Here is a 17114-nt window from a genome sequence, read left to right on the forward strand (position 1 = left end):
TCATGGCCGGGTATAGCCCGGAGAAAAGGAGTAATATATGCAGTTTTTCGCTTCTGCCATCAACACTTTGCAGACCCTCGTTATTGCCCTCGGCGCTGGCCTTGGCGTGTGGGGCGTTGTCAACCTGCTGGAGGGCTACGGCTCCGATAACCCCGGCGCGAAGAGCCAGGGTATGAAGCAGCTCATGGCTGGCGGCGGCATCATCGTGCTCGGCACCACTCTGATCCCCCTGCTGTCCTCCCTGTTTTAAGGGTTTAGCTTATGGGATTTCTCACCGACTGGCTTACAGACTGGATAAAAGGGCTGCTGATTGAGGGTATCATGGGCAACCTCACGGGCCTTTTTGATACGGTCAATACCCGTGTCGGAGAGATTGCGGTGCAAGTAGGGACGACCCCGGCGGCTTGGAACGCCGGGGTCTTTTCCCTCATACGGCAGCTTTCTGAAACGGTGATACTGCCGATTGCCGGTCTGATTTTAACCTTTGTTGCCACCTATGAGCTGATCCAGCTCATTATCGAAAAGAACAACCTACACGATCTGGACTACTGGATTTTCTTCAAGTGGATTTTCAAAACGGCGGCGGCTATTCTCATTCTCTCCAATACATTCAATATCGTCATGGCGGTATTTGATATGTCCCAGAGCGTGATTGCCAACGCCGCAGGGCTGGTGCGCGGCTCCACCGACATCAGCGCGTCCATGCTGGATAATCTGGAGGCTACCTTGGAGGCGATGGAAGTCGGCCCCCTGCTGGGTCTGTGGCTCCAGTCGTTCCTCATTCACATTACCATGCTTGCGCTGAACATTATTATTTTCGTCATCGTCTATGGGCGCATGATTGAAATATATCTGCTCACCAGCTTGGCCCCCATACCCGTGGCTACGCTCTCCAACCGTGAAATTGGCAGTATGGGCCAGAACTATATCAAGTCCCTGTTTGCTGTCGGTTTCCAAGGTCTGCTGATCCTTGTGTGCGTGGCCATCTATGCGGTGCTGGTACAGGGTATTGCCACTAGCGGCGATCCCATCGGGGCGATCTGGAGCTGCATCGGCTATACGGTGCTGCTGTGCTTCACCCTGTTCAAAACTGGCTCGGTGGCAAAGAGCATATTCGGCGCGCATTAAGAAAGGACAACGCCATGAACAAAACCACTTTGGAAAACAAGGGGTACCCCGCAAAGTCGGCAGACTTTGTGGGGAGAGGAGGCGCAACGGAGCGGGCGGATTTCGGGACAAATTGTCCCGAAGTAGCAGAGCGGAGTTTGTGCCGACGAGTCCCAAAGGCCCCGGATGGCCGGGTGTTGGAGCCCAGCGGCCTGTTCCTTATGGACGGGATCGAGGGCTTGCGCTCCTTGCCCCGTCATTCGGTGGATATGCTTTTGACCGATCCCCCATACGGCACGACCCGGAACTATTGGGATGTGCCGCTGCCGCTGATCGAGTTTTGGGAGGCGGTGCGCTGGGCGGTCAAGCCGGACGGCGCGGTGCTGCTGTTTTCCCAATGCCCCTATGATAAGGTGCTGGGGGCATCCAACCTTGCCATGCTCCGCTATGAGTGGATATGGTACAAAGAGCGCGGAACAGGCTTTCTCAATGCCAACCGCGCCCCGCTGAAAAAGTCCGAGAACATTTTGGTGTTCTACCAAAAGCCCCCGGTATATAATCCGCAGTTCACCTATGGGGAGCCGTACCGCAAAACCCATGCCCGAAGCGGGAGCAGTCCCAACTATGGCAAGTTTGAACGGGTCGGCACCGAGTCCAGCGATGGGCGACGCTATCCCAGCAACGTCCTTTTTGTGCCTACGGTGTCGCACACGATCCACCCCACACAAAAGCCTGTGGAGCTGTGCGAGTACCTCATTCAGACCTATACCAACGAGGGCGAGGTGGTGGCTGACATCTGCGCCGGCTCCGGCACAACTGCCGTTGCCGCGCTGAACACAGGCCGCCGCTTCATCTGCTTTGAAAATGCCCCCGTGTTCTACGGCCCCGCCGTGGAACGCATTGAACAGGCGCGGCTGGCCGTGGCCGGGGGCGGGAAAGGAGTGTGACAATATCGGAGGATATTCCATCATCTATGCCGATCCCCCTTGGCAGTACCAGCGGAGCAAGGTACAGGGGGCGGCTGAAAACCATTACCCCACCATGAGCATAGACGAGTTATGTGCGCTGCCTGTGGCCGAGATTGCGGCCCCGGACAGCGCACTTTTCATGTGGGCAACATTCCCGCAGCTCCCGGAGGCCCTGCGGCTCATTAAGGCGTGGGGCTTCAACTATAAATCCGTGGCCTTTGTGTGGCTGAAAAAGAACAAGAAGGCCGATAGCTGGTTTTATGGGCTGGGTTTCTGGACGCGGGGCAACGCGGAGATCTGTCTGCTTGCCACACGGGGCCACCCCAAACGGCAGGCCGCCGATGTCCACCAGTTTATCATTTCTCCCATCGAGGCCCATAGCAAAAAGCCGGACGAAACGAGGGACAAAATTATTTCCCTCATGGGCGATCTGCCCCGTGTGGAGCTGTTCGCCCGTCAGACCCCGCCCGGCTGGGATGTATGGGGCAACGAGGTGGAGCCGACAATCCGGGACTTCGGGACAATTTGTCCCAAGGAAGGAGTGTGACGGATGCCCTATGTAAATGTCCCCAACGACCTATCCAAAATCAAAACGAAAATCGCCTTTAACCTCACCAAACGCCAGCTTGTCTGTTTCGGCATCGGCGCGGCGGTGGGCGTCCCGGCCTATCTGCTCTCCCGTGGTGCCATCGGCAACACCGGGGCGCTGTTCGTCATGCTGGTGATCATGCTCCCGGCCTTTATGATGGCCATGTATGAAAAAGACGGGCTGCCCTTTGAAAAGGTGCTGCGAAACATCCTCAACACCCGGTTTCTGCGGCCCGGTGTGAGGCCCTACAAGACGCAGAACATCTATGCGTCATTCACAGGAAAGGAGGAGCCTATTGCAGAAAACAAAAAGTAAAAGCAAGCCAAAGGCAAGTAAGCGCCGGGCCGTGGTGTCTGCCCAGCAGACGATCCCCTATGTGGCGATGCACCCGGACGGCATCTGTCAGCTCCCCGGCGGGCTTTACACGAAAACGGTGGAATATGAGGACATCAATTATGCCGTTGCGTCCACCGAGGATCAGACTGCTATCTTTGGCGGCTGGAGCTCATTCCTCAATTACTTTGACAGTTCCTTGCCGTTCCAGCTTTCTTTCGTCAATCGGCGTTCCCGGTCTACCCACCGTTACAAGGTGAATATCCCGGCCCAGCAGGATGCGTTCAACAGCATCCGGGGCGAGTTCGTGGATATGCTCAAAGGCCAGATTGCCAAAAGCAACAACGGCATTGAACGCTCCAAATACATCACCTTTGGTCTGCCCGCTGGCAGCGTGGCCGAGGCCCGGCCCCGTCTGGATCGTGTAGAGGCCGATGTGATGGGCAACTTCAAGCGGCTGGGGGTACAGTCCCGGCCCCTCGATGGCCGGGATCGGCTGGCCGCCTTGCATGGGCAGCTCCACCCCGGCAGTCGGGAGCCTTTCCGATTTGCGTGGAAGGATATTCCCAGAACTGGCATGGGTACGAAAGACTTTATTGCCCCGGACAGCTTCGACTTCCGGCAGAGCCGTACATTCCGGGTGGGCCAGTCTTGGGGAGCTGCGTCCTACTTGCAGATTTTGGCGTCGGAAATGTCGGATAAGCTGCTGGCTGAAATCTTGGAGCTGGATGCCGAGCTGACGGTGACGCTCCATGTTCAGACGGTGGATCAGCTCAAGGCCATTAAAACCATCAAGGGTAAAATCTCCGATATTGGACGCATGAAGGCCGAGGAACAGAAAAAGGCTGTCCGGGCCGGGTACGATATGGAGATTTTGCCCCCCGACCTCATTACCTTTTCCAAGGATGCGGCAGAGCTGCTGGCCGATCTGCAATCCCGCAACGAGCGAATGTTCCTTTTGACCTTTACCGTCATCAACCTTGCGCCCAGCCGCCAGCGTTTGGAAAACGATGTATTTACCGTGTCCGGCATCGCGCAGAAATACAACTGCGCTCTGAAAAGACTGGACTGGCAGCAGGAGCAGGGTTTCCTGTCCTCGCTGGTGCTGGGGTACAACGGCATTGAGATCCAGCGCGGTATGACAACCAGCTCCACGGCGATCTTTATTCCCTTTATGACCCGTGAGCTGCGTATGGACGGACAGGCCCTGTACTACGGCATGAACGCCCTTTCCCATAATGTCATCATGGCTGACCGCAAAAAGCTGAAATCGGCCAACGGAATGTACCTCGGCTCCACGGGATCGGGCAAGTCCTTTGCGGCAAAAAGAGAGTTGATCAATGTGTTCCTTGCCACCAGCGACAGGATCGTGGTGGTAGACCCGATGGGCGAATATGCCCCGCTGGTGAGGCGGCTGGGTGGACAGGTCATCGAGATCGCCCCGGACAGCCCCAACCATATCAATCCTATGGACATCCAGCTATCCACCAATGACGAGGACAGCCCCCTGTCCATGAAGGCCGACTTCCTGTTGTCCCTGTGCGAGTTGATCGTGGGCGGCAAGGAGGGCTTGCAGCCCATCGAAAAGACGGTCATTGACCGCTGTGTGCGGCTGGTCTACCGGGAGCTGGCGCTGGGGATCGGTAGCGGGGATATGCCGCTGCTGCAGGACTTGTATGAGGAACTGCTGAAACAGCCGGAGCCGGAGGCCCGGCGTGTGGCAACGGCGCTGGAGCTCTACTGCACAGGCTCCCTCAACCTGTTCAACCACCCCACCAATGTCCAGACGGATGCCCGTGTGGTGTGCATCGTTCTGAAAGGCATGGGCGAAAACCTCCGCAAGATCGCCATGCACATTACAAACGAGTTTGTCACATCGGCTGTCAACACCAACCATGCCGAGGGCCTTGCTACTTGGTGCTACTTTGATGAGTTCCATATTCTGCTCCGCGATCCGCTGACGGCCAGCTACTTTGTGGCCGTGTGGAAGATGCTCCGTAAAAAGGGCTGCGTCCCCTCGGCGCTGACGCAGAATGTGAAGGACTTGCTGGCAAGCCGGGAAATCGAGGCCATTCTGGATAACACCGACTTTATGATCCTGCTGTCACAGGCCCAAAGTGACCGGGCGATCCTCGCAAAGCAGCTCGGCATTTCCGAGCATCAGCTCTCCTATATCACCCATAGCAATTCCGGCGAGGGTTTGCTGTTCTACGGCTCCGTGACCATCCCGTTTGTGGATCGTTTCCCCAAGGGTGAGATTTACAATCTGCTGACCACCCGCCCGGAGGATATGGCCCATGAGCGAAAGGACGAATAAGGGCGGGGCCACTTCGGGACAAAAAGTCCCAAAGTCCCCCAAAAGCAAGTTTAGAGCCAAAAGCCAGCAGGAGCAAACCGCCGAGTCCAAGCTGCGTATGGAAAAGCGCGGCGAACAACTGGATAAGGCCAAGAAAAAGCTGGCAAAGCAGAAACCGCCGAAAAAGTCCGGCCCCGTGAAAAAGGCGGGCCGGGCGGCGGGTGCAACCGTTCATGGGTATGTGCATGGCAAGCTATATGAGGTAGAGCATGAGAATGTCGGCACCGAAAGCGCCCACCGATCCGAGCTGGTCGGTGAGGCCGCCCTGCGCTCCACATCCCGGTATGTAAAAAAGCAAATCCGGGAGCACCCGGCCAAAGCGGTGCAAAAGGCCGAGTCCAGGCACATCAAGGCTACGGCGGATTATCAGTACCGGGCCACGGTGGAGGCCCACCCGGAAATGCAAAAGGGCGGCGCGGTGTCCCGGTATATCCAAAAGCAGAAAATCAAGCGGCAATACGCAAAGCAAGCGCGGGAGGCTGCAAAGCAGACGGCCAAGGCCGCAGAGAAAACGGCGGTCACAACGGAAAAGCTGGCGGCCCGGGCCGTGGCCTTTGTCAAGCGGCATCCTGTGGGGGTGTTGCTGTTCCTTGCCTGTTTTCTGCTGCTGGTGCTCATGCAGTCGTGTATGTCCTCTGCGGTGACGATTGGCAACGGCGTGGTGGGGGCCATCGGCGCGTCCACCTATGCCGCCGAGGATGCCGATCTGCGCGGGGCCGAGGCCGCCTACTGCGGGCTGGAGGCCGAGCTGCAAGACTATCTGGACAGCTACGAAAGCACTCACGATTATGACGAATACCACTTTGAGCTGGATGACATTGAACACGATCCCTATGTGCTGCTGTCTATTATCAGCGCCATACACGAAGGGGCGTGGACGGTGGACGAGGTACAGGGAACGCTGCAAATGCTCTTTGAAAAGCAGTACATTCTGACGGAAACGGTGGTGACGGAGCGCCGCTACTACCTCGAAACGGACACATGGACGGACGAAGAGGGCAACACCCATACCGACACATACCGGGTCTATTACGATTACTACATTTGCACCGTGACGCTGGAAAACTTCAACCTGTCCCATCTGCCCATCTACATTATGGGCGAGGATCAGCTCTCCCGGTACGCCCTGTATATGTCGGCGCTGGGCAACCGTCCAGACCTGTTTCCATCGTCCCCCTATGTGGCAAAGTACACCGCCGATCCCGTGGAGCATGAGATCCCGGAGGCGTATTTGGCCGACGAAACCTTTGCCGCCATTTTGGAGGAGGCCGAGAAATATATCGGCTATCCCTATGTATGGGGTGGGTACAAGCCCAGCACATCCTTTGATTGCTCCGGCTTCGTGTCCTATGTCTACAATCAATGCGGCTGGGACTTTGGGCGGTTGGGGGCGCAGGGGCTGTATAACATCAGCCGCCGCACCAGCTCACCCCGCCCCGGCGATCTGGTGTTCTTCACCGGGACTTATGATACCCCCGGCGTTTCCCATGTGGGTATCTATGTGGGCGATGGCTGGATGCTCCATTGTGGCGATCCCATCGGGTATGCCAATCTCAACACAAGCTACTGGCAGTCTCATTTCTACGCCTACGGGCGGTTATCGTGAAGGAGGTTATCTATGGCAACTACGAAAAGCGCGAAAATCGAAGCCGAGATCGAAAAGGTCAAGGCCAAAATCGCGGAACAGCAGACCAAACTGAAAGAACTGGAACAGCGCAAGGTGGAGGCTGAAAACAGCGAGATCGTGGACATCGTGCGCGGCATGAGCATCCCTCTCGCGGAGCTGCCGCTGGTGCTCCAGCAGCTCCGGGCCGGGAAAACCTTGGGACAAAATGTCCCGAAGTCCGAGGAGGTGGCTGCGGAATGAAAAAGCTGCGTGTTCTTTTACTGACGCTCTGCGTGGCCGTGTTCATGTGCGGCTTTACCGTGACGGCCCATGCCGGGGGCGGTGACGAGTACATCGAGCCTACCGACCAGTGGGAAGGGCTGGAGGAGCCTACCCCCACCACCGAGCCGGGGGTAGGCTTTTCTGACGAGGGCAACCTTGTCACCCGCGATCTGCTCTATGACGAGCACACCAACAAGCAGTTTATCACCGTCCAGACCAGCGGCGGCAATACATTCTATATCGTCATTGACTACGATAAGCCCGTGGACGAGGACGGCGAACAGTACGAAACATACTTTTTCAGCATTGTGGACGAGGCCGATCTGCTGGCTGCTATGGAAGCCGCCGGGATGGAAGTCCCCGCCTGTGCCTGTACGGATAAGTGCATGGCCGGGGCCATCAACACCGATTGCCCCGTATGCGCCACCAACATGACCGAGTGCGTGGGCGTGGAGCCCGAGCCGGTGGAGGACACCGAGCCTGTGGACGATCCCGAGCCGGAGCAGCCCGAGGACACAGACGGCAATATGGGTACGATCCTGCTCATTTTGGCGATTGCCGCCGTGGGCGGCGGTGCTGGCTGGTATTTCAAGGTTTACCGCCCCAAGCAGCAGCGGGCCACAGAAGCGGTTGAGGAGGACTACGGGGACGAGCTGGATGCCTTTGACGATCTCGAGGACGATACGCCCCCTTGGGACGAGGACGAGGTATGAGCCGGGAACTGACCCGCGAGGAAAAGAGGGCGATCCGCAAGCTGGTGTTTTCCCTGTGTGCGAACTATGATCGGGAGTATGGGTGCTTACCGCTGGACGGCCCCTGTTATATGCTGGGGAAATGCTGGACGGGAGCCTACTGCCGCTACTTCCGGGATGCCGTTCTGCCCAATGATCCGGTGCTGGAGGCGGCGCTGACCGCCGAAGGCCCGGTCCCGGAAACGCGGCCCTGCCCGATCTGTGGGCGACCTTTCCTCCCGGATGGCCGGACACGGTATTGCTCTGCGGCCTGTTCCGCTACTGCCCTGCGAAAACAGAAGCGGGATTATATGCGTAAAACAAGGCGCTGACCCGTGGAAAATTAGGCCCGAAAAAACCGCCTGTATCAAGGCTTTTCGGGGCCGCTTGTGGGGTGGGGTGTATCATTTCATACCCCACCCCTGTTTTCGCAAAATACTTTCCACTTTTTGAAGGAGGTGTACCGTGGAGAAAAACGCCGGATATGTGATCCGCGAGTCCGTTCTCTTTGACAACAAACGGGGATTTGCCATCGCGGAGCATGGAAACCCCAAAGTCCCGGCTCCCTTTGTCACATGGCAGTTTGCCGAAGAGAACGGGCGGCGGGATTATTATTGGGGCCATTACCACGCAGACGAGGCATCGGCTCAAAAGGATTTCAAGGATCGAGCCGCCGACTACAAGCGGATGTATAAGGTGCAGGAGGTCAAGCCCCGCACGATTGCCCAGCAGATGAAAGAGGCCGCAAAGCTGGCCGAGGCTGACCGGGGCCGCGCTGCCCCGAAAAAGACTACCCCCGACAGGGGCGACAGATAGGAGGATCGCTATGCCCGAAAAGTATGACCCGCTGAAAAGCGCGGAACTCACCACCGAGCAGAACTATAATATGATCGACGGTATTCTGAACAACGGCCCGGCCCCGGTGCTCCCGCCCGAGGAAAAGCCGCTGGATAAGGTGCGGGAGATCCCGCCCAAACGCCGCAGCAGGGAGCGCGAGGAGCGTTGACGAAAAAGCGCCGTCGCTGCGTCCATCTCAATGTCATGGTAACGCCCGAGGAGCAGGAGCTGATCTATGAGCGCATGGCCGAGGCGGGTATTCAAAATATGGGAGCATATATGCGGAAAATGGCCCTCAATGGGTATGTGCTCCATGTTGATCTTGCGGATGTGCGGGAGCTGGTGTCCTTGCAGCGGCGGTGTGCAAACAACCTCAACCAAGTGGCGATCCATGCCAATACCTACGGCATCTACCCCTCGGAGATCGCTGCGCTGCAAAAGGACTATGCAGACCTGTGGGGGCCGCTGTCCGTTCTGATTAAAAAGCTGTCGGAGGTGGTGGAGCTATAACAAAACGCGGGGAGCACAGGTTTATACCTTGCTCCCCGCATTATTCTGTTTCATCGGGCAAATATGCGATTATGTCGTCAAGCTCACAATCAAGTATTCTGCAAAGGGCATCCAGCGTGTTGGTAGAAACGGATTCATTCGCTTTCAGCCTACGCACCGTGGAGCTACTGATCTCCCCTTTGACCTGCAAAGTGTATGTGGTTGCATTTTTGCGCTTCATAGTTTCCCACAATGGGGCGTATGAGATCATCCGGCCTACCTCCTTTCACGCTTGCTTATATAAACATTATTGCCTATAATTGACCTAAAGCGTGATAGGCAATATTGCCCATACCAAGGCGGGGCAATTTCAGAAAAGAGGTTTGGATAATGGGAGAGAAAACTTGTTGTGTAACAGGCCATCGTGATGTGCCAGTCGGCAAGGAGCAGTATGTGGAAGAAGCACTACGGAAAGAAGTGCTGGCTGCGATTGCAGCGGGATATACCCGTTTTATCTCCGGGTTTGCCGATGGTGTTGATCTCACTTTTGCCGCCATAGTTGCAGCGGAAAAGAAACAAAATAGCTGTTTGCAGTTGGAGGCCGCGCTCCCATATCGAAACCGTATCAATGCTAAATCTCCCTTGTTTCAAGAATTGCTTGCTTGTTGTGATCGCGTGTATGTTCAGTCTGAAAAATCCAATCGCCAATGCTACCATGAACGCAACCGCTACATGGTACTTTCCTCGGATCGGGTAATTGCCGTTTATGACGGGAGATCCACGGGCGGCACTTTTTACACCATTCGTTTTGCACAGGCAAACGAAAAGGAAATTCGCATCATTGAGATATAATCCTTGGGACATTTTGTCCCAAAGTAGCCCGGCCATCGACATCCTTGTTTGCTTATATGGGCGGAGTTATAATATTGGTAGGAGGAAACCCATCAACTTTTACAGGAGGTAGCCGCTTATGATCGTTCTGAAAATCCTTGCCGCCCCCTTTGTGGTGGTGCTCACCGTTCTGGCCGCCGTGGTGTCTTTTCTGTTCTGTATGGCAACTGCGGTTTTCGTTGTGGCCTGTGTGGTGCTGACCCTGCTTGCCGTGGCCCTGTTCATCAGCGGCCAGACGCTGGGCGGGATCGTGTTCCTTGTCCTTGCGTTTCTGATCTCTCCCTATGGCATCCCGGCCATCGCGGAGTGGCTGGTGGATAAGCTGCACAATCTCAACTTTGCTCTGCGGGGCTTCATCACAGGCTGATACTTCGGGACAATTTGTCCCAAGGTAGCATGACGGCGGCTGAACACAGCCGCCGTTTTTCTTACAGGAAGGAGGGCTGCCTACGGCAACGACCTATCTCAAAAAGCACAAAATCAGCAAGGGAGAAACTATCGCGCAATCGCTGAAGGATCGGTTTGAATACGGACAAAACCCGGATAAGACGCAGGGTGGCGAGTTGATTTCTTCCTATGCCTGCGACCACATGACCGCCGATGCGGAGTTCCTGTTAAGCAAGGCAAAGTACCGGGCTGTCACGGGCCGGGAGCAGCGCCGGGATGCCGATGTGCTGTGCTATCAGATCCGGCAGGCGTTCAAGCCCGGAGAGATTACCCCGGAGGAGGCCAATCGCATCGGCTACGAAACGGCGATGCGCTGGACGAAGGGCAAGTACGCCTTTTTCGTTGCCACCCACACAGACCGCCAGCATATCCATAACCATATTTACTACAATTCTACTTCGCTGGATTGTACCCGGAAGTTCCGGGATTTCATCGGCTCGGCCCGCGCTGTGCGGCGGCTCTCGGATCGGGTGTGTCTGGAAAATGACCTGTCCGTGATCCTCAATCCCAAGCTACATAGCAAGGGCCGCTTTCTTCACTATGGGGCATGGCTGGGAGCCGAGCGCCAGCCCTCTTATAAAGAAAGGCTGCGCCTTGCCATCAACGATGCTCTCGCAAAAGGCCCCGCCGATTTTGCCGACTTTCTGCGGCTCATGGCGGAGTCCGGGTATGCGGTCAAGCATGGGCGCGGCGGTGTGATCTCGTTCCTTGTTCCCGGACAGGAACGGGCAACGCGGCTCCGGGCATCCACCCTTGGGGAAGGTTACGATCCCGAGAACATTCGAGCCGTGATTGCCGGGAAACGACCCGTCCCGCATATCCACGATGCGGCGGCTCCCACGCCCAGGCGTGTCAATCTCATTGTGGATATACAGGAGCGTCTGCGCTCCGGCAAAGGCCCGGCCTATGAACGGTGGGCCAAGGTGTATAACCTCAAACAGATGGCAGCAGCCCTCATGTTTTTGCAGGAGCACCAGCTCACCGAGTATGACCAGCTCGCTGCGCAAGCTGACGGAACGGCCCAGCGGTTTCATGCGCTGGCCGGGGAACTGCGTCAGACCGAGGCTGACCTCGCCAAAACCTCCGCGCTGATGGAGGCTGTGGTGCAGTACGCCAAGTCCCGGCCTGTGTTCGAGGGGTACAAGGCGGCCCGGTACAGCAAGAAATATCTGGCCGAGCATGGCCCGGAGCTGGCCGACTACCGGGCAGCGAAGGCGGCACTCAATGAGCTGCTGGACGGTGAAAAGCTCCCGAAGATGGACGCGCTAAAAGAAAAACGCCGCAAACTTGCAGCGCGAAAAAAAGCCCTCTATGCCGAGTACCGGGCGGCCCAGCAGGAAATGCGGGAGGCCGTGGCGGTCAAGGCGAATATCGATCATCTGCTCGGCCTGTCGGACGAGCGCAAAAATAAGGAACAGGAGCGATAAGCAACGGTGACGCAGACAACAGACTTCGGGACAACTTGTCCCAAAGTGCCGGGTTTGGGGAGGCTCCCCAACAAGCGTTTTTGCAGCCCCCACGGGATGCAAAAATAGCAAGTGTGGCTACACTTGCCCTGCTTGCCATTTGTGCGCTCCTCTCAAAATAGCGCAAAACGTCTTGACCGATTCGGTTATTTATGTTACACTGTATACAAATAACCGATTCGGTTATTTGAAGGAGCAGAATAGTAATGGAAAAATTTTTAGCGCTTTCACAGGAGAAACAGGCAACAATCCGTAATGCGGCGCTTGCCTGTTTCGCAAGACATGGATATGAAAAAACGTCAATCAATGATATTGCGGTAGCGGCAGGTATCTCAAAGGCGTCTATATTCCAGTATTTTGGAAATAAGCAGACACTTTACCAGTATTTATTTGATTACTGCGCTGCCCAAATGAAGCAAGCCTATAACACGAGTGCATTGGAGGAAACTACGGATTTCTTTGACCGTGTATGGGAAGCCAGCGTTATGAAAGTGGAAATCTTAAAAAAGCACCCGCATATTGCGTCGTTTATTGCAAGTGTGGCAGTGGAACCAACGCCTGAATTGAAAAGTGCCATATTTTCAGAAGCAAATGAAAAATATATCGCATCGCTTGTTCTGCATGAGCGGGATTATAAAAAATTCAGACACCCGGAGGATGCAGAATTAGTGTTTCAGATGCTTATGATGCTTGCAAAGGGTATGTCCGTTCAGTTGGAAAGTGGAGTGGATTATGACAGCATGATGAAAGAGTTTCGAAACATCCTAGATATGTTGAAACACAACTTTTACAAGGAGGAATATTTGCCATGAGCAAGCCGGTAATTGTCCTAAACGAACTTACAAAAAGCTATGGAAAACATCGAGGAATTGAAAACATTAGCTTTACTGTTGAACAAGGCGAGGTTTTCGGCTTTATTGGCCCCAATGGAGCAGGAAAATCTACCACAATCCGTACTCTAATGGGCCTGCTGAAACCCTCCAACGGAGGAGCCTCTATCTTTGGGTTAGATTGTAGTCGGGAGCCCGCCCGTATCGCAAAGGATGTGGGGTATCTTCCCAGCGAAAACTGTTACTACAACAATATGAAAGTAAAAGAAATGCTTTTCTACACAGCAGAACTCTATGGTGTGAATGCCCACAGCCGGATGGAAGAATTAGCGGAGCGGTTGAATTTAGACTTATCCAGGCGAATTGGCGATTTGTCTTTAGGGAACAAGAAAAAAGTTGGCATTGTGTCGGCTCTGTTACCCTCTCCGAAGTTGCTGATTATGGACGAGCCTACCAGTGGCCTTGACCCGCTCATCCAGCAGGCTTTCTATGATATTCTGAAAGAAGAAAACAAACGAGGTGTGACCATTTTTCTGTCCTCCCACGTTTTGAGTGAGGTGCAAAGACTTTGTGACCGTGTAGCCATTCTGCGGGAGGGGAAGCTGATCAGTGTTCAATCCATGAAGGAACTGCGGGAAAACGGATACAAGAAAATCTCGCTGACAGCAAAAAGCGCCATTCCAGAGGATTTCTTTTCTGTTCCCGGTACGGCTAATTTAGAGTGGGACAAGAGCAAGACTTCTGTATCCTTTATGTTCAGCGGACCAGTTATGATGATTATGAACCAGCTTCATCGGCTGGAGCTGGAGGATATTTTAATTGAGGAACCGTCATTGGAAGAAGTATTCCTCCACTACTACGAATAGGAGGTCGTTATGTTGATTTTTCGATTTGAATGGAAACGAAAACGAAAATATATTCTGATTTGGGCCGCAACTCTTGCGGTCTGTATCTTCTCCATGACGCCAGTGTATTATGGCATGATTGAAACGGTGGAAACTTTGCCTGTGGAATTTACACAGGGAGGCTTTTTTGAAACGGTTGGTATTTCTCTGGAGCTATTGATGGAGCCACTTGGTATGTACTCGTTCCTCACAGGCTTTTTTATGGTTGCAGGGGGGATTTTCGGGATGCACTTGGGGCTGTCGTTACATACAGAAGAGTGTACGGGAAATACGGCTGAATACTTATACACAAAGCCTTGTGGACGGAAACAGATTTATATGGGAAAGCTGCTATGTGCGCTTGCCGGAATATGTGTAACAGGGATTTTTTATCTGGCGACTTCATTTCTAACGATGACTCTGTTCCGTTTCGGATTTCCCATCGGGGAATTTTTCTTGGTGGCAGGTTCGTTTATTCTCATCTCCCTCTTTTTTGCACTATTGGGACTGATGGTTGGAATATTTCACCCCAATAATCGTTCCCCACTTCTGACAGCCGGATTGGTTGTGTTTGTGGAATATTGTATCACTTCTTTTTCGAGGACTGTCAATATCCGGGCAATCGGCTTTTTATCGCCGTTTTCTTTTTTCAGTCCAGCGGAAATCCACAATGCTGGAACTTATTCATGGGACTATATGCTCTGGTATCTGCTCCTGCTGTTTGGGTTTGCGCTGCTGGCATACTGGAAAATCTTGAAGCGGGATATTGCGTTGGCTGTGTAAAGGAGGAAACGAATGAAGGCGTTAGTGAAAAACGAGCTGCGCTTAACAAGAAAACTACTGCTGATCTGGATGGGAATTGTCTTGATTTTGTGTGGCTTCGCTTACTTTGAGTATTTGTCACTAAAGGAAAGCCTCAATGAGCTGACAGGGCTAATATCGAATTTTCCGAAAATTCTGAAAGCTATGTTTGGTGTGAGCGGTGATCTGACTTCTGCTTTGGGCTGGTATGGCTGTATGTATTATTGGGTCACGATGCTAACCAACAGCTATGCGGTCTATCTCGGTGTTTCGTGTGTAGCGAAAGAACAGGCGCAGGGAACGGCAGAATATCTATTTACAAAACCAGTGGGTCGCAACAAGGTTGTCTGTGCCAAAGCAGTTGCCTGTGTATGTAATTTGCTTGCACTTGCGGTATTCAGCGGGTTATGTAATTATTTTACCGCCATTTTACCGCTAGGCGGTTTAGAGCAAAGAAACGCTGCTTTTACCACCACATTGGGCCTGTTTTTGACAGGGTTGACTTTGTTTGCAATCACGCTTCTGGCCTCCAGCCTGACGAGAACCTATAAAGGGGCTGTTCGGATAGGCGCGGGAATATTATTGCTCTTTTATGGCATCAGCATCACCGCCGAATATCTTGAAGCTCCAATGCTGTACTGCTTAACGCCATTAAAATTCTTCGATGTTTACACAGTGGCAATAAGTGGAATACAGTTTTCGTTCTTCCTATTGGCTATGATAATTGCGATTGGTTCTGTTATCACAGCTCAAAAAGTTTGGACGCTCAGGGAAATTTGAAATGAACGATATGGATAGCTTCGAGTGGCTGCTATGTCCTGTCTGTAACAGTAAAACTCGTATCAAGCTGCGGTTAGATACTGAGCTGAAAAACTTTCCTTTGTTTTGTCCTAAATGCAAACAAGAAACTTTAATCAGCGTAGAAAAATTTAAGATTTTAGTTATCACAGAGCCAGACGCACAGACGCAGAGCCGATAACCCGTTAGCCCTCAGGCGCGGATTATCGGCTCTTTTGTTTTCGGCGGCTGTCAATTAAAGCCGCCGCGTTATACGACGACTTTATGAGGAACACGGCGGTTTCCGAGGAGGGATCGTCGTGTTCATTTTGCTTTTTCATAGTACGCATGATCTTCACCAGCTAAAAAAAGCGTAGCTCCCCCTCCGGGCAAGTCCGGCATTGGACGCGAAATTTGCCAGTACATTAAGAATAATGTCATTTCACGCGCTTGTGTGGCATCACGCCATGCGAGCGCGTTTTTCTATACCCACCTTGGGACAAGTTGTCCCGAGGTAGGCAGGGGCGGCCCCGGCTGCCGATCCCCGCCATCCCCCGTTCAGATCGTCCACCCACAACAAAAATCTGAACGGAGGAAAATATAATGACTACTATCAATCTGAAGGACTTTTACTCTTGGCACACCCATGATGAATATATCGAAGTTTCCGATGAAGTGGCCGCCGAGCTGCGGGCCGACAAGCTGTATGAGGCTGCCTACCAGCGGCGGATAATCCGCAATAAGGCACAGTATTCCCTCGACTGTGATGATGGGATCGAATACTCTGCCTGCCTTTCCGAGCCGACCCCGCAGGAGCTGCTGGAGCGCATGGAGCGTTTCTGCGATCTGTGGAACGCGCTGAACACTTTGCCCGAAACGCAGGGGCTTCGCATTGATGCCTGTATCATTGAAGGCAAGAGCATGACTGAGGTTGCCGAGGCCGATGGCGTAAGCGTGGCCGCCGTACATAAATCTATCCAGCAGGGTTTGAAGTCCATGAAAAAATATTTGCAAAATGTTTGATGTAGGGGGTTAAAAAACATCTTCCAAATGTCCTTGGTATATGAGAGGAGTTGATCCTCTCCACAACTGAATAGCGGCGGCTCCGGGCATAGTGCGAGGAGCCGGGCGGCGGGTGCGCCAGGACTTCTCCAACACGGAGGACGAGCGATCCACACCAACGCCGCAAGTGGGGACTTGCCACCCCACGGCCACGATCCGCGAGTGGACAGGCTGGCAGCCTGTCCCCCGGAGCTGCCGCACCACCCCAGCAAGGAGCGTCGCGCCGAGTATAGCTGTCTTATGACGGGCCAAGAAAATGAGCGCGGCGCTCCTTATTCTAACTTCGAGACAAATTGTCCCAATGTGGAGAAAGGCAAAAGGGCGACACCCAATCGCGGGTGCCGCCTTTTCGTGTTTCCCCAACAGACAACGGGGATCAATCAGTTCTACGCCATTTGTGAAGGAGGTCATCTATGGAGCGCACAAGAGAATTAACCACTTTCGCCATTGACGGTTATCAAATATCCGCTACCTTTGCCGATAGCAGAAACACAACGGCCCTCGGCCATGTGAAACAGATTTTGCTATCCTCTTTTGCCAACAATGCCGCCAAGCATACCCACGGCGACATCCTTGCAATCCACCCCAATCGGAGCGATAATAATAGTGGGGGTAGCCCCTATGTACCTTGAAAAGTTCATATCTCCCGCGTATTGAT

The 17114-nt window shown here is 53.8% G+C and carries 24 protein-coding genes; 23 read left to right on the top strand and 1 reads right to left on the bottom strand.

Annotated elements, in window-relative coordinates; translation table 11 throughout:
- Positions 1–37 precede the first annotated feature (37 nt).
- The 13 genes from ACYQ3S_RS09395 to ACYQ3S_RS09455 all read left to right on the top strand — a co-directional run bounded on the left by ACYQ3S_RS09395 (position 38) and on the right by ACYQ3S_RS09455 (position 9319).
- Positions 38–250, top strand: coding sequence for a Maff2 family mobile element protein (locus tag ACYQ3S_RS09395; RefSeq protein WP_058722652.1), 213 nt, complete (start codon positions 38–40; stop codon positions 248–250).
- A gap of 11 nt (positions 251–261) precedes the next feature.
- Complete coding sequence (locus ACYQ3S_RS09400; protein WP_015574146.1) at positions 262–1128, top strand: VirB6/TrbL-like conjugal transfer protein, CD1112 family; 867 nt, start codon at positions 262–264, stop codon at positions 1126–1128.
- Between the two features lie 200 nt (positions 1129–1328).
- Positions 1329–2054 carry a DNA-methyltransferase gene (locus ACYQ3S_RS09405; RefSeq protein WP_076918095.1) on the top strand — a complete coding sequence of 242 codons (726 nt, stop codon included), beginning with the start codon at positions 1329–1331 and terminating at the stop codon, positions 2052–2054.
- Between the two features lie 19 nt (positions 2055–2073).
- Positions 2074–2622 (top strand): MT-A70 family methyltransferase, encoded by a 549-nt coding sequence (locus ACYQ3S_RS09410; RefSeq protein WP_430408022.1) that lies wholly within the window; start codon positions 2074–2076, stop codon positions 2620–2622.
- A 3-nt stretch (positions 2623–2625) separates the two neighbouring features.
- Positions 2626–2979, top strand: coding sequence for a PrgI family protein (locus ACYQ3S_RS09415; protein ID WP_015544973.1), 354 nt, complete (start codon positions 2626–2628; stop codon positions 2977–2979).
- On the top strand, positions 2930–5314 hold the full coding sequence (locus ACYQ3S_RS09420) for a VirB4-like conjugal transfer ATPase, CD1110 family (RefSeq protein WP_407937709.1): 2385 nt from the start codon (positions 2930–2932) through the stop codon (positions 5312–5314). Before ACYQ3S_RS09415 ends, ACYQ3S_RS09420 begins: the two co-directional genes overlap by 50 nt.
- Positions 5295–6959, top strand: coding sequence for a C40 family peptidase (locus tag ACYQ3S_RS09425; protein ID WP_015574144.1), 1665 nt, complete (start codon positions 5295–5297; stop codon positions 6957–6959). Before ACYQ3S_RS09420 ends, ACYQ3S_RS09425 begins: the two co-directional genes overlap by 20 nt.
- A gap of 12 nt (positions 6960–6971) precedes the next feature.
- Positions 6972–7220 (top strand): DUF4315 family protein, encoded by a 249-nt coding sequence (locus ACYQ3S_RS09430; protein ID WP_015574143.1) that lies wholly within the window; start codon positions 6972–6974, stop codon positions 7218–7220.
- Positions 7217–7954, top strand: coding sequence for a DUF4366 domain-containing protein (locus ACYQ3S_RS09435; RefSeq protein ID WP_015574142.1), 738 nt, complete (start codon positions 7217–7219; stop codon positions 7952–7954). The genes ACYQ3S_RS09430 and ACYQ3S_RS09435 overlap by 4 nt, the downstream gene beginning before the upstream one ends.
- Entirely contained in the window at positions 7951–8304 is a 354-nt protein-coding gene (locus ACYQ3S_RS09440; protein ID WP_015544972.1) for a cysteine-rich VLP domain-containing protein, read from the top strand. The genes ACYQ3S_RS09435 and ACYQ3S_RS09440 overlap by 4 nt, the downstream gene beginning before the upstream one ends.
- Positions 8305–8437: 133 nt before the next feature.
- The gene (locus ACYQ3S_RS09445) at positions 8438–8788 is read left to right on the top strand and encodes a hypothetical protein (protein ID WP_022131682.1); all 351 of its coding nucleotides are present in this window, start codon (positions 8438–8440) and stop codon (positions 8786–8788) included.
- 10 nt (positions 8789–8798) lie between these two features.
- Entirely contained in the window at positions 8799–8978 is a 180-nt protein-coding gene (locus ACYQ3S_RS09450; protein ID WP_015544971.1) for a DUF4316 domain-containing protein, read from the top strand.
- Positions 8975–9319, top strand: coding sequence for a plasmid mobilization protein (locus tag ACYQ3S_RS09455; RefSeq protein WP_022131683.1), 345 nt, complete (start codon positions 8975–8977; stop codon positions 9317–9319). The genes ACYQ3S_RS09450 and ACYQ3S_RS09455 overlap by 4 nt, the downstream gene beginning before the upstream one ends.
- A gap of 40 nt (positions 9320–9359) precedes the next feature.
- Here the strand turns inward: ACYQ3S_RS09455 and ACYQ3S_RS09460 are convergent, their stop codons facing one another.
- A complete protein-coding gene (locus tag ACYQ3S_RS09460) occupies positions 9360–9569 on the bottom strand; it encodes a helix-turn-helix domain-containing protein (RefSeq protein ID WP_015544970.1) in 210 nt (69 codons plus the stop codon).
- 119 nt (positions 9570–9688) lie between these two features.
- On the opposite strand from ACYQ3S_RS09460, the gene ACYQ3S_RS09465 reads away from it, so the two are divergent.
- The 10 genes from ACYQ3S_RS09465 (at position 9689) to ACYQ3S_RS09510 (ending at position 17088) form a co-directional block, all read left to right on the top strand.
- A complete protein-coding gene (locus ACYQ3S_RS09465; RefSeq protein ID WP_015574141.1) occupies positions 9689–10150 on the top strand; it encodes an SLOG family protein in 462 nt (153 codons plus the stop codon).
- A gap of 118 nt (positions 10151–10268) precedes the next feature.
- Positions 10269–10556, top strand: a complete 288-nt coding sequence (locus ACYQ3S_RS09470) for a CD1845 family protein (RefSeq protein WP_015544968.1) — start codon at positions 10269–10271, stop codon at positions 10554–10556.
- Positions 10557–10698: 142 nt separating this feature from the next.
- A complete protein-coding gene (locus ACYQ3S_RS09475; protein WP_071429069.1) occupies positions 10699–12063 on the top strand; it encodes a relaxase/mobilization nuclease domain-containing protein in 1365 nt (454 codons plus the stop codon).
- Positions 12064–12308: 245 nt separating this feature from the next.
- Positions 12309–12914 (top strand): TetR/AcrR family transcriptional regulator, encoded by a 606-nt coding sequence (locus ACYQ3S_RS09480; protein ID WP_015574140.1) that lies wholly within the window; start codon positions 12309–12311, stop codon positions 12912–12914.
- Entirely contained in the window at positions 12911–13798 is an 888-nt protein-coding gene (locus ACYQ3S_RS09485) for an ABC transporter ATP-binding protein (RefSeq protein ID WP_015574139.1), read from the top strand. The genes ACYQ3S_RS09480 and ACYQ3S_RS09485 overlap by 4 nt, the downstream gene beginning before the upstream one ends.
- A 9-nt stretch (positions 13799–13807) precedes the next feature.
- A complete protein-coding gene (locus tag ACYQ3S_RS09490) occupies positions 13808–14599 on the top strand; it encodes an ABC transporter permease subunit (RefSeq protein WP_015544018.1) in 792 nt (263 codons plus the stop codon).
- A 12-nt stretch (positions 14600–14611) separates the two neighbouring features.
- On the top strand, positions 14612–15397 hold the full coding sequence (locus ACYQ3S_RS09495; RefSeq protein ID WP_015574138.1) for an ABC transporter permease subunit: 786 nt from the start codon (positions 14612–14614) through the stop codon (positions 15395–15397).
- Between the two features lie 10 nt (positions 15398–15407).
- The gene (locus ACYQ3S_RS09500) at positions 15408–15596 is read left to right on the top strand and encodes a cysteine-rich KTR domain-containing protein (protein WP_117508171.1); all 189 of its coding nucleotides are present in this window, start codon (positions 15408–15410) and stop codon (positions 15594–15596) included.
- A gap of 401 nt (positions 15597–15997) precedes the next feature.
- Complete coding sequence (locus tag ACYQ3S_RS09505) at positions 15998–16417, top strand: sigma-70 family RNA polymerase sigma factor (protein ID WP_015574136.1); 420 nt, start codon at positions 15998–16000, stop codon at positions 16415–16417.
- 452 nt (positions 16418–16869) lie between these two features.
- Positions 16870–17088 (top strand): hypothetical protein, encoded by a 219-nt coding sequence (locus tag ACYQ3S_RS09510; protein ID WP_015574135.1) that lies wholly within the window; start codon positions 16870–16872, stop codon positions 17086–17088.
- Positions 17089–17114: the final 26 nt, after the last annotated feature.

It is taken from the genome of Agathobaculum sp. TL06 (assembly GCF_054658635.1).

Excerpts from the sequence above, each read along its gene's own strand:
- ACYQ3S_RS09395 (WP_058722652.1), top strand. The coding sequence starts at position 38 with ATGCAGTTTTTCGCTTCTGCCATCAACACTTTGCAGACCCTCGTTATT.
- ACYQ3S_RS09400 (WP_015574146.1), top strand. The coding sequence starts at position 262 with ATGGGATTTCTCACCGACTGGCTTACAGACTGGATAAAAGGGCTGCTG.
- ACYQ3S_RS09405 (WP_076918095.1), top strand. The coding sequence starts at position 1,329 with ATGGACGGGATCGAGGGCTTGCGCTCCTTGCCCCGTCATTCGGTGGAT.
- ACYQ3S_RS09415 (WP_015544973.1), top strand. The coding sequence starts at position 2,626 with ATGCCCTATGTAAATGTCCCCAACGACCTATCCAAAATCAAAACGAAA.
- ACYQ3S_RS09420 (WP_407937709.1), top strand. The coding sequence starts at position 2,930 with ATGCGTCATTCACAGGAAAGGAGGAGCCTATTGCAGAAAACAAAAAGT.
- ACYQ3S_RS09425 (WP_015574144.1), top strand. The coding sequence starts at position 5,295 with ATGAGCGAAAGGACGAATAAGGGCGGGGCCACTTCGGGACAAAAAGTC.
- ACYQ3S_RS09430 (WP_015574143.1), top strand. The coding sequence starts at position 6,972 with ATGGCAACTACGAAAAGCGCGAAAATCGAAGCCGAGATCGAAAAGGTC.
- ACYQ3S_RS09435 (WP_015574142.1), top strand. The coding sequence starts at position 7,217 with ATGAAAAAGCTGCGTGTTCTTTTACTGACGCTCTGCGTGGCCGTGTTC.
- ACYQ3S_RS09440 (WP_015544972.1), top strand. The coding sequence starts at position 7,951 with ATGAGCCGGGAACTGACCCGCGAGGAAAAGAGGGCGATCCGCAAGCTG.
- ACYQ3S_RS09450 (WP_015544971.1), top strand. The coding sequence starts at position 8,799 with ATGCCCGAAAAGTATGACCCGCTGAAAAGCGCGGAACTCACCACCGAG.
- ACYQ3S_RS09460 (WP_015544970.1), bottom strand. The coding sequence starts at position 9,569 with ATGATCTCATACGCCCCATTGTGGGAAACTATGAAGCGCAAAAATGCA.
- ACYQ3S_RS09465 (WP_015574141.1), top strand. The coding sequence starts at position 9,689 with ATGGGAGAGAAAACTTGTTGTGTAACAGGCCATCGTGATGTGCCAGTC.
- ACYQ3S_RS09470 (WP_015544968.1), top strand. The coding sequence starts at position 10,269 with ATGATCGTTCTGAAAATCCTTGCCGCCCCCTTTGTGGTGGTGCTCACC.
- ACYQ3S_RS09480 (WP_015574140.1), top strand. The coding sequence starts at position 12,309 with ATGGAAAAATTTTTAGCGCTTTCACAGGAGAAACAGGCAACAATCCGT.
- ACYQ3S_RS09485 (WP_015574139.1), top strand. The coding sequence starts at position 12,911 with ATGAGCAAGCCGGTAATTGTCCTAAACGAACTTACAAAAAGCTATGGA.
- ACYQ3S_RS09490 (WP_015544018.1), top strand. The coding sequence starts at position 13,808 with ATGTTGATTTTTCGATTTGAATGGAAACGAAAACGAAAATATATTCTG.
- ACYQ3S_RS09495 (WP_015574138.1), top strand. The coding sequence starts at position 14,612 with ATGAAGGCGTTAGTGAAAAACGAGCTGCGCTTAACAAGAAAACTACTG.
- ACYQ3S_RS09500 (WP_117508171.1), top strand. The coding sequence starts at position 15,408 with ATGGATAGCTTCGAGTGGCTGCTATGTCCTGTCTGTAACAGTAAAACT.
- ACYQ3S_RS09505 (WP_015574136.1), top strand. The coding sequence starts at position 15,998 with ATGACTACTATCAATCTGAAGGACTTTTACTCTTGGCACACCCATGAT.
- ACYQ3S_RS09510 (WP_015574135.1), top strand. The coding sequence starts at position 16,870 with ATGGAGCGCACAAGAGAATTAACCACTTTCGCCATTGACGGTTATCAA.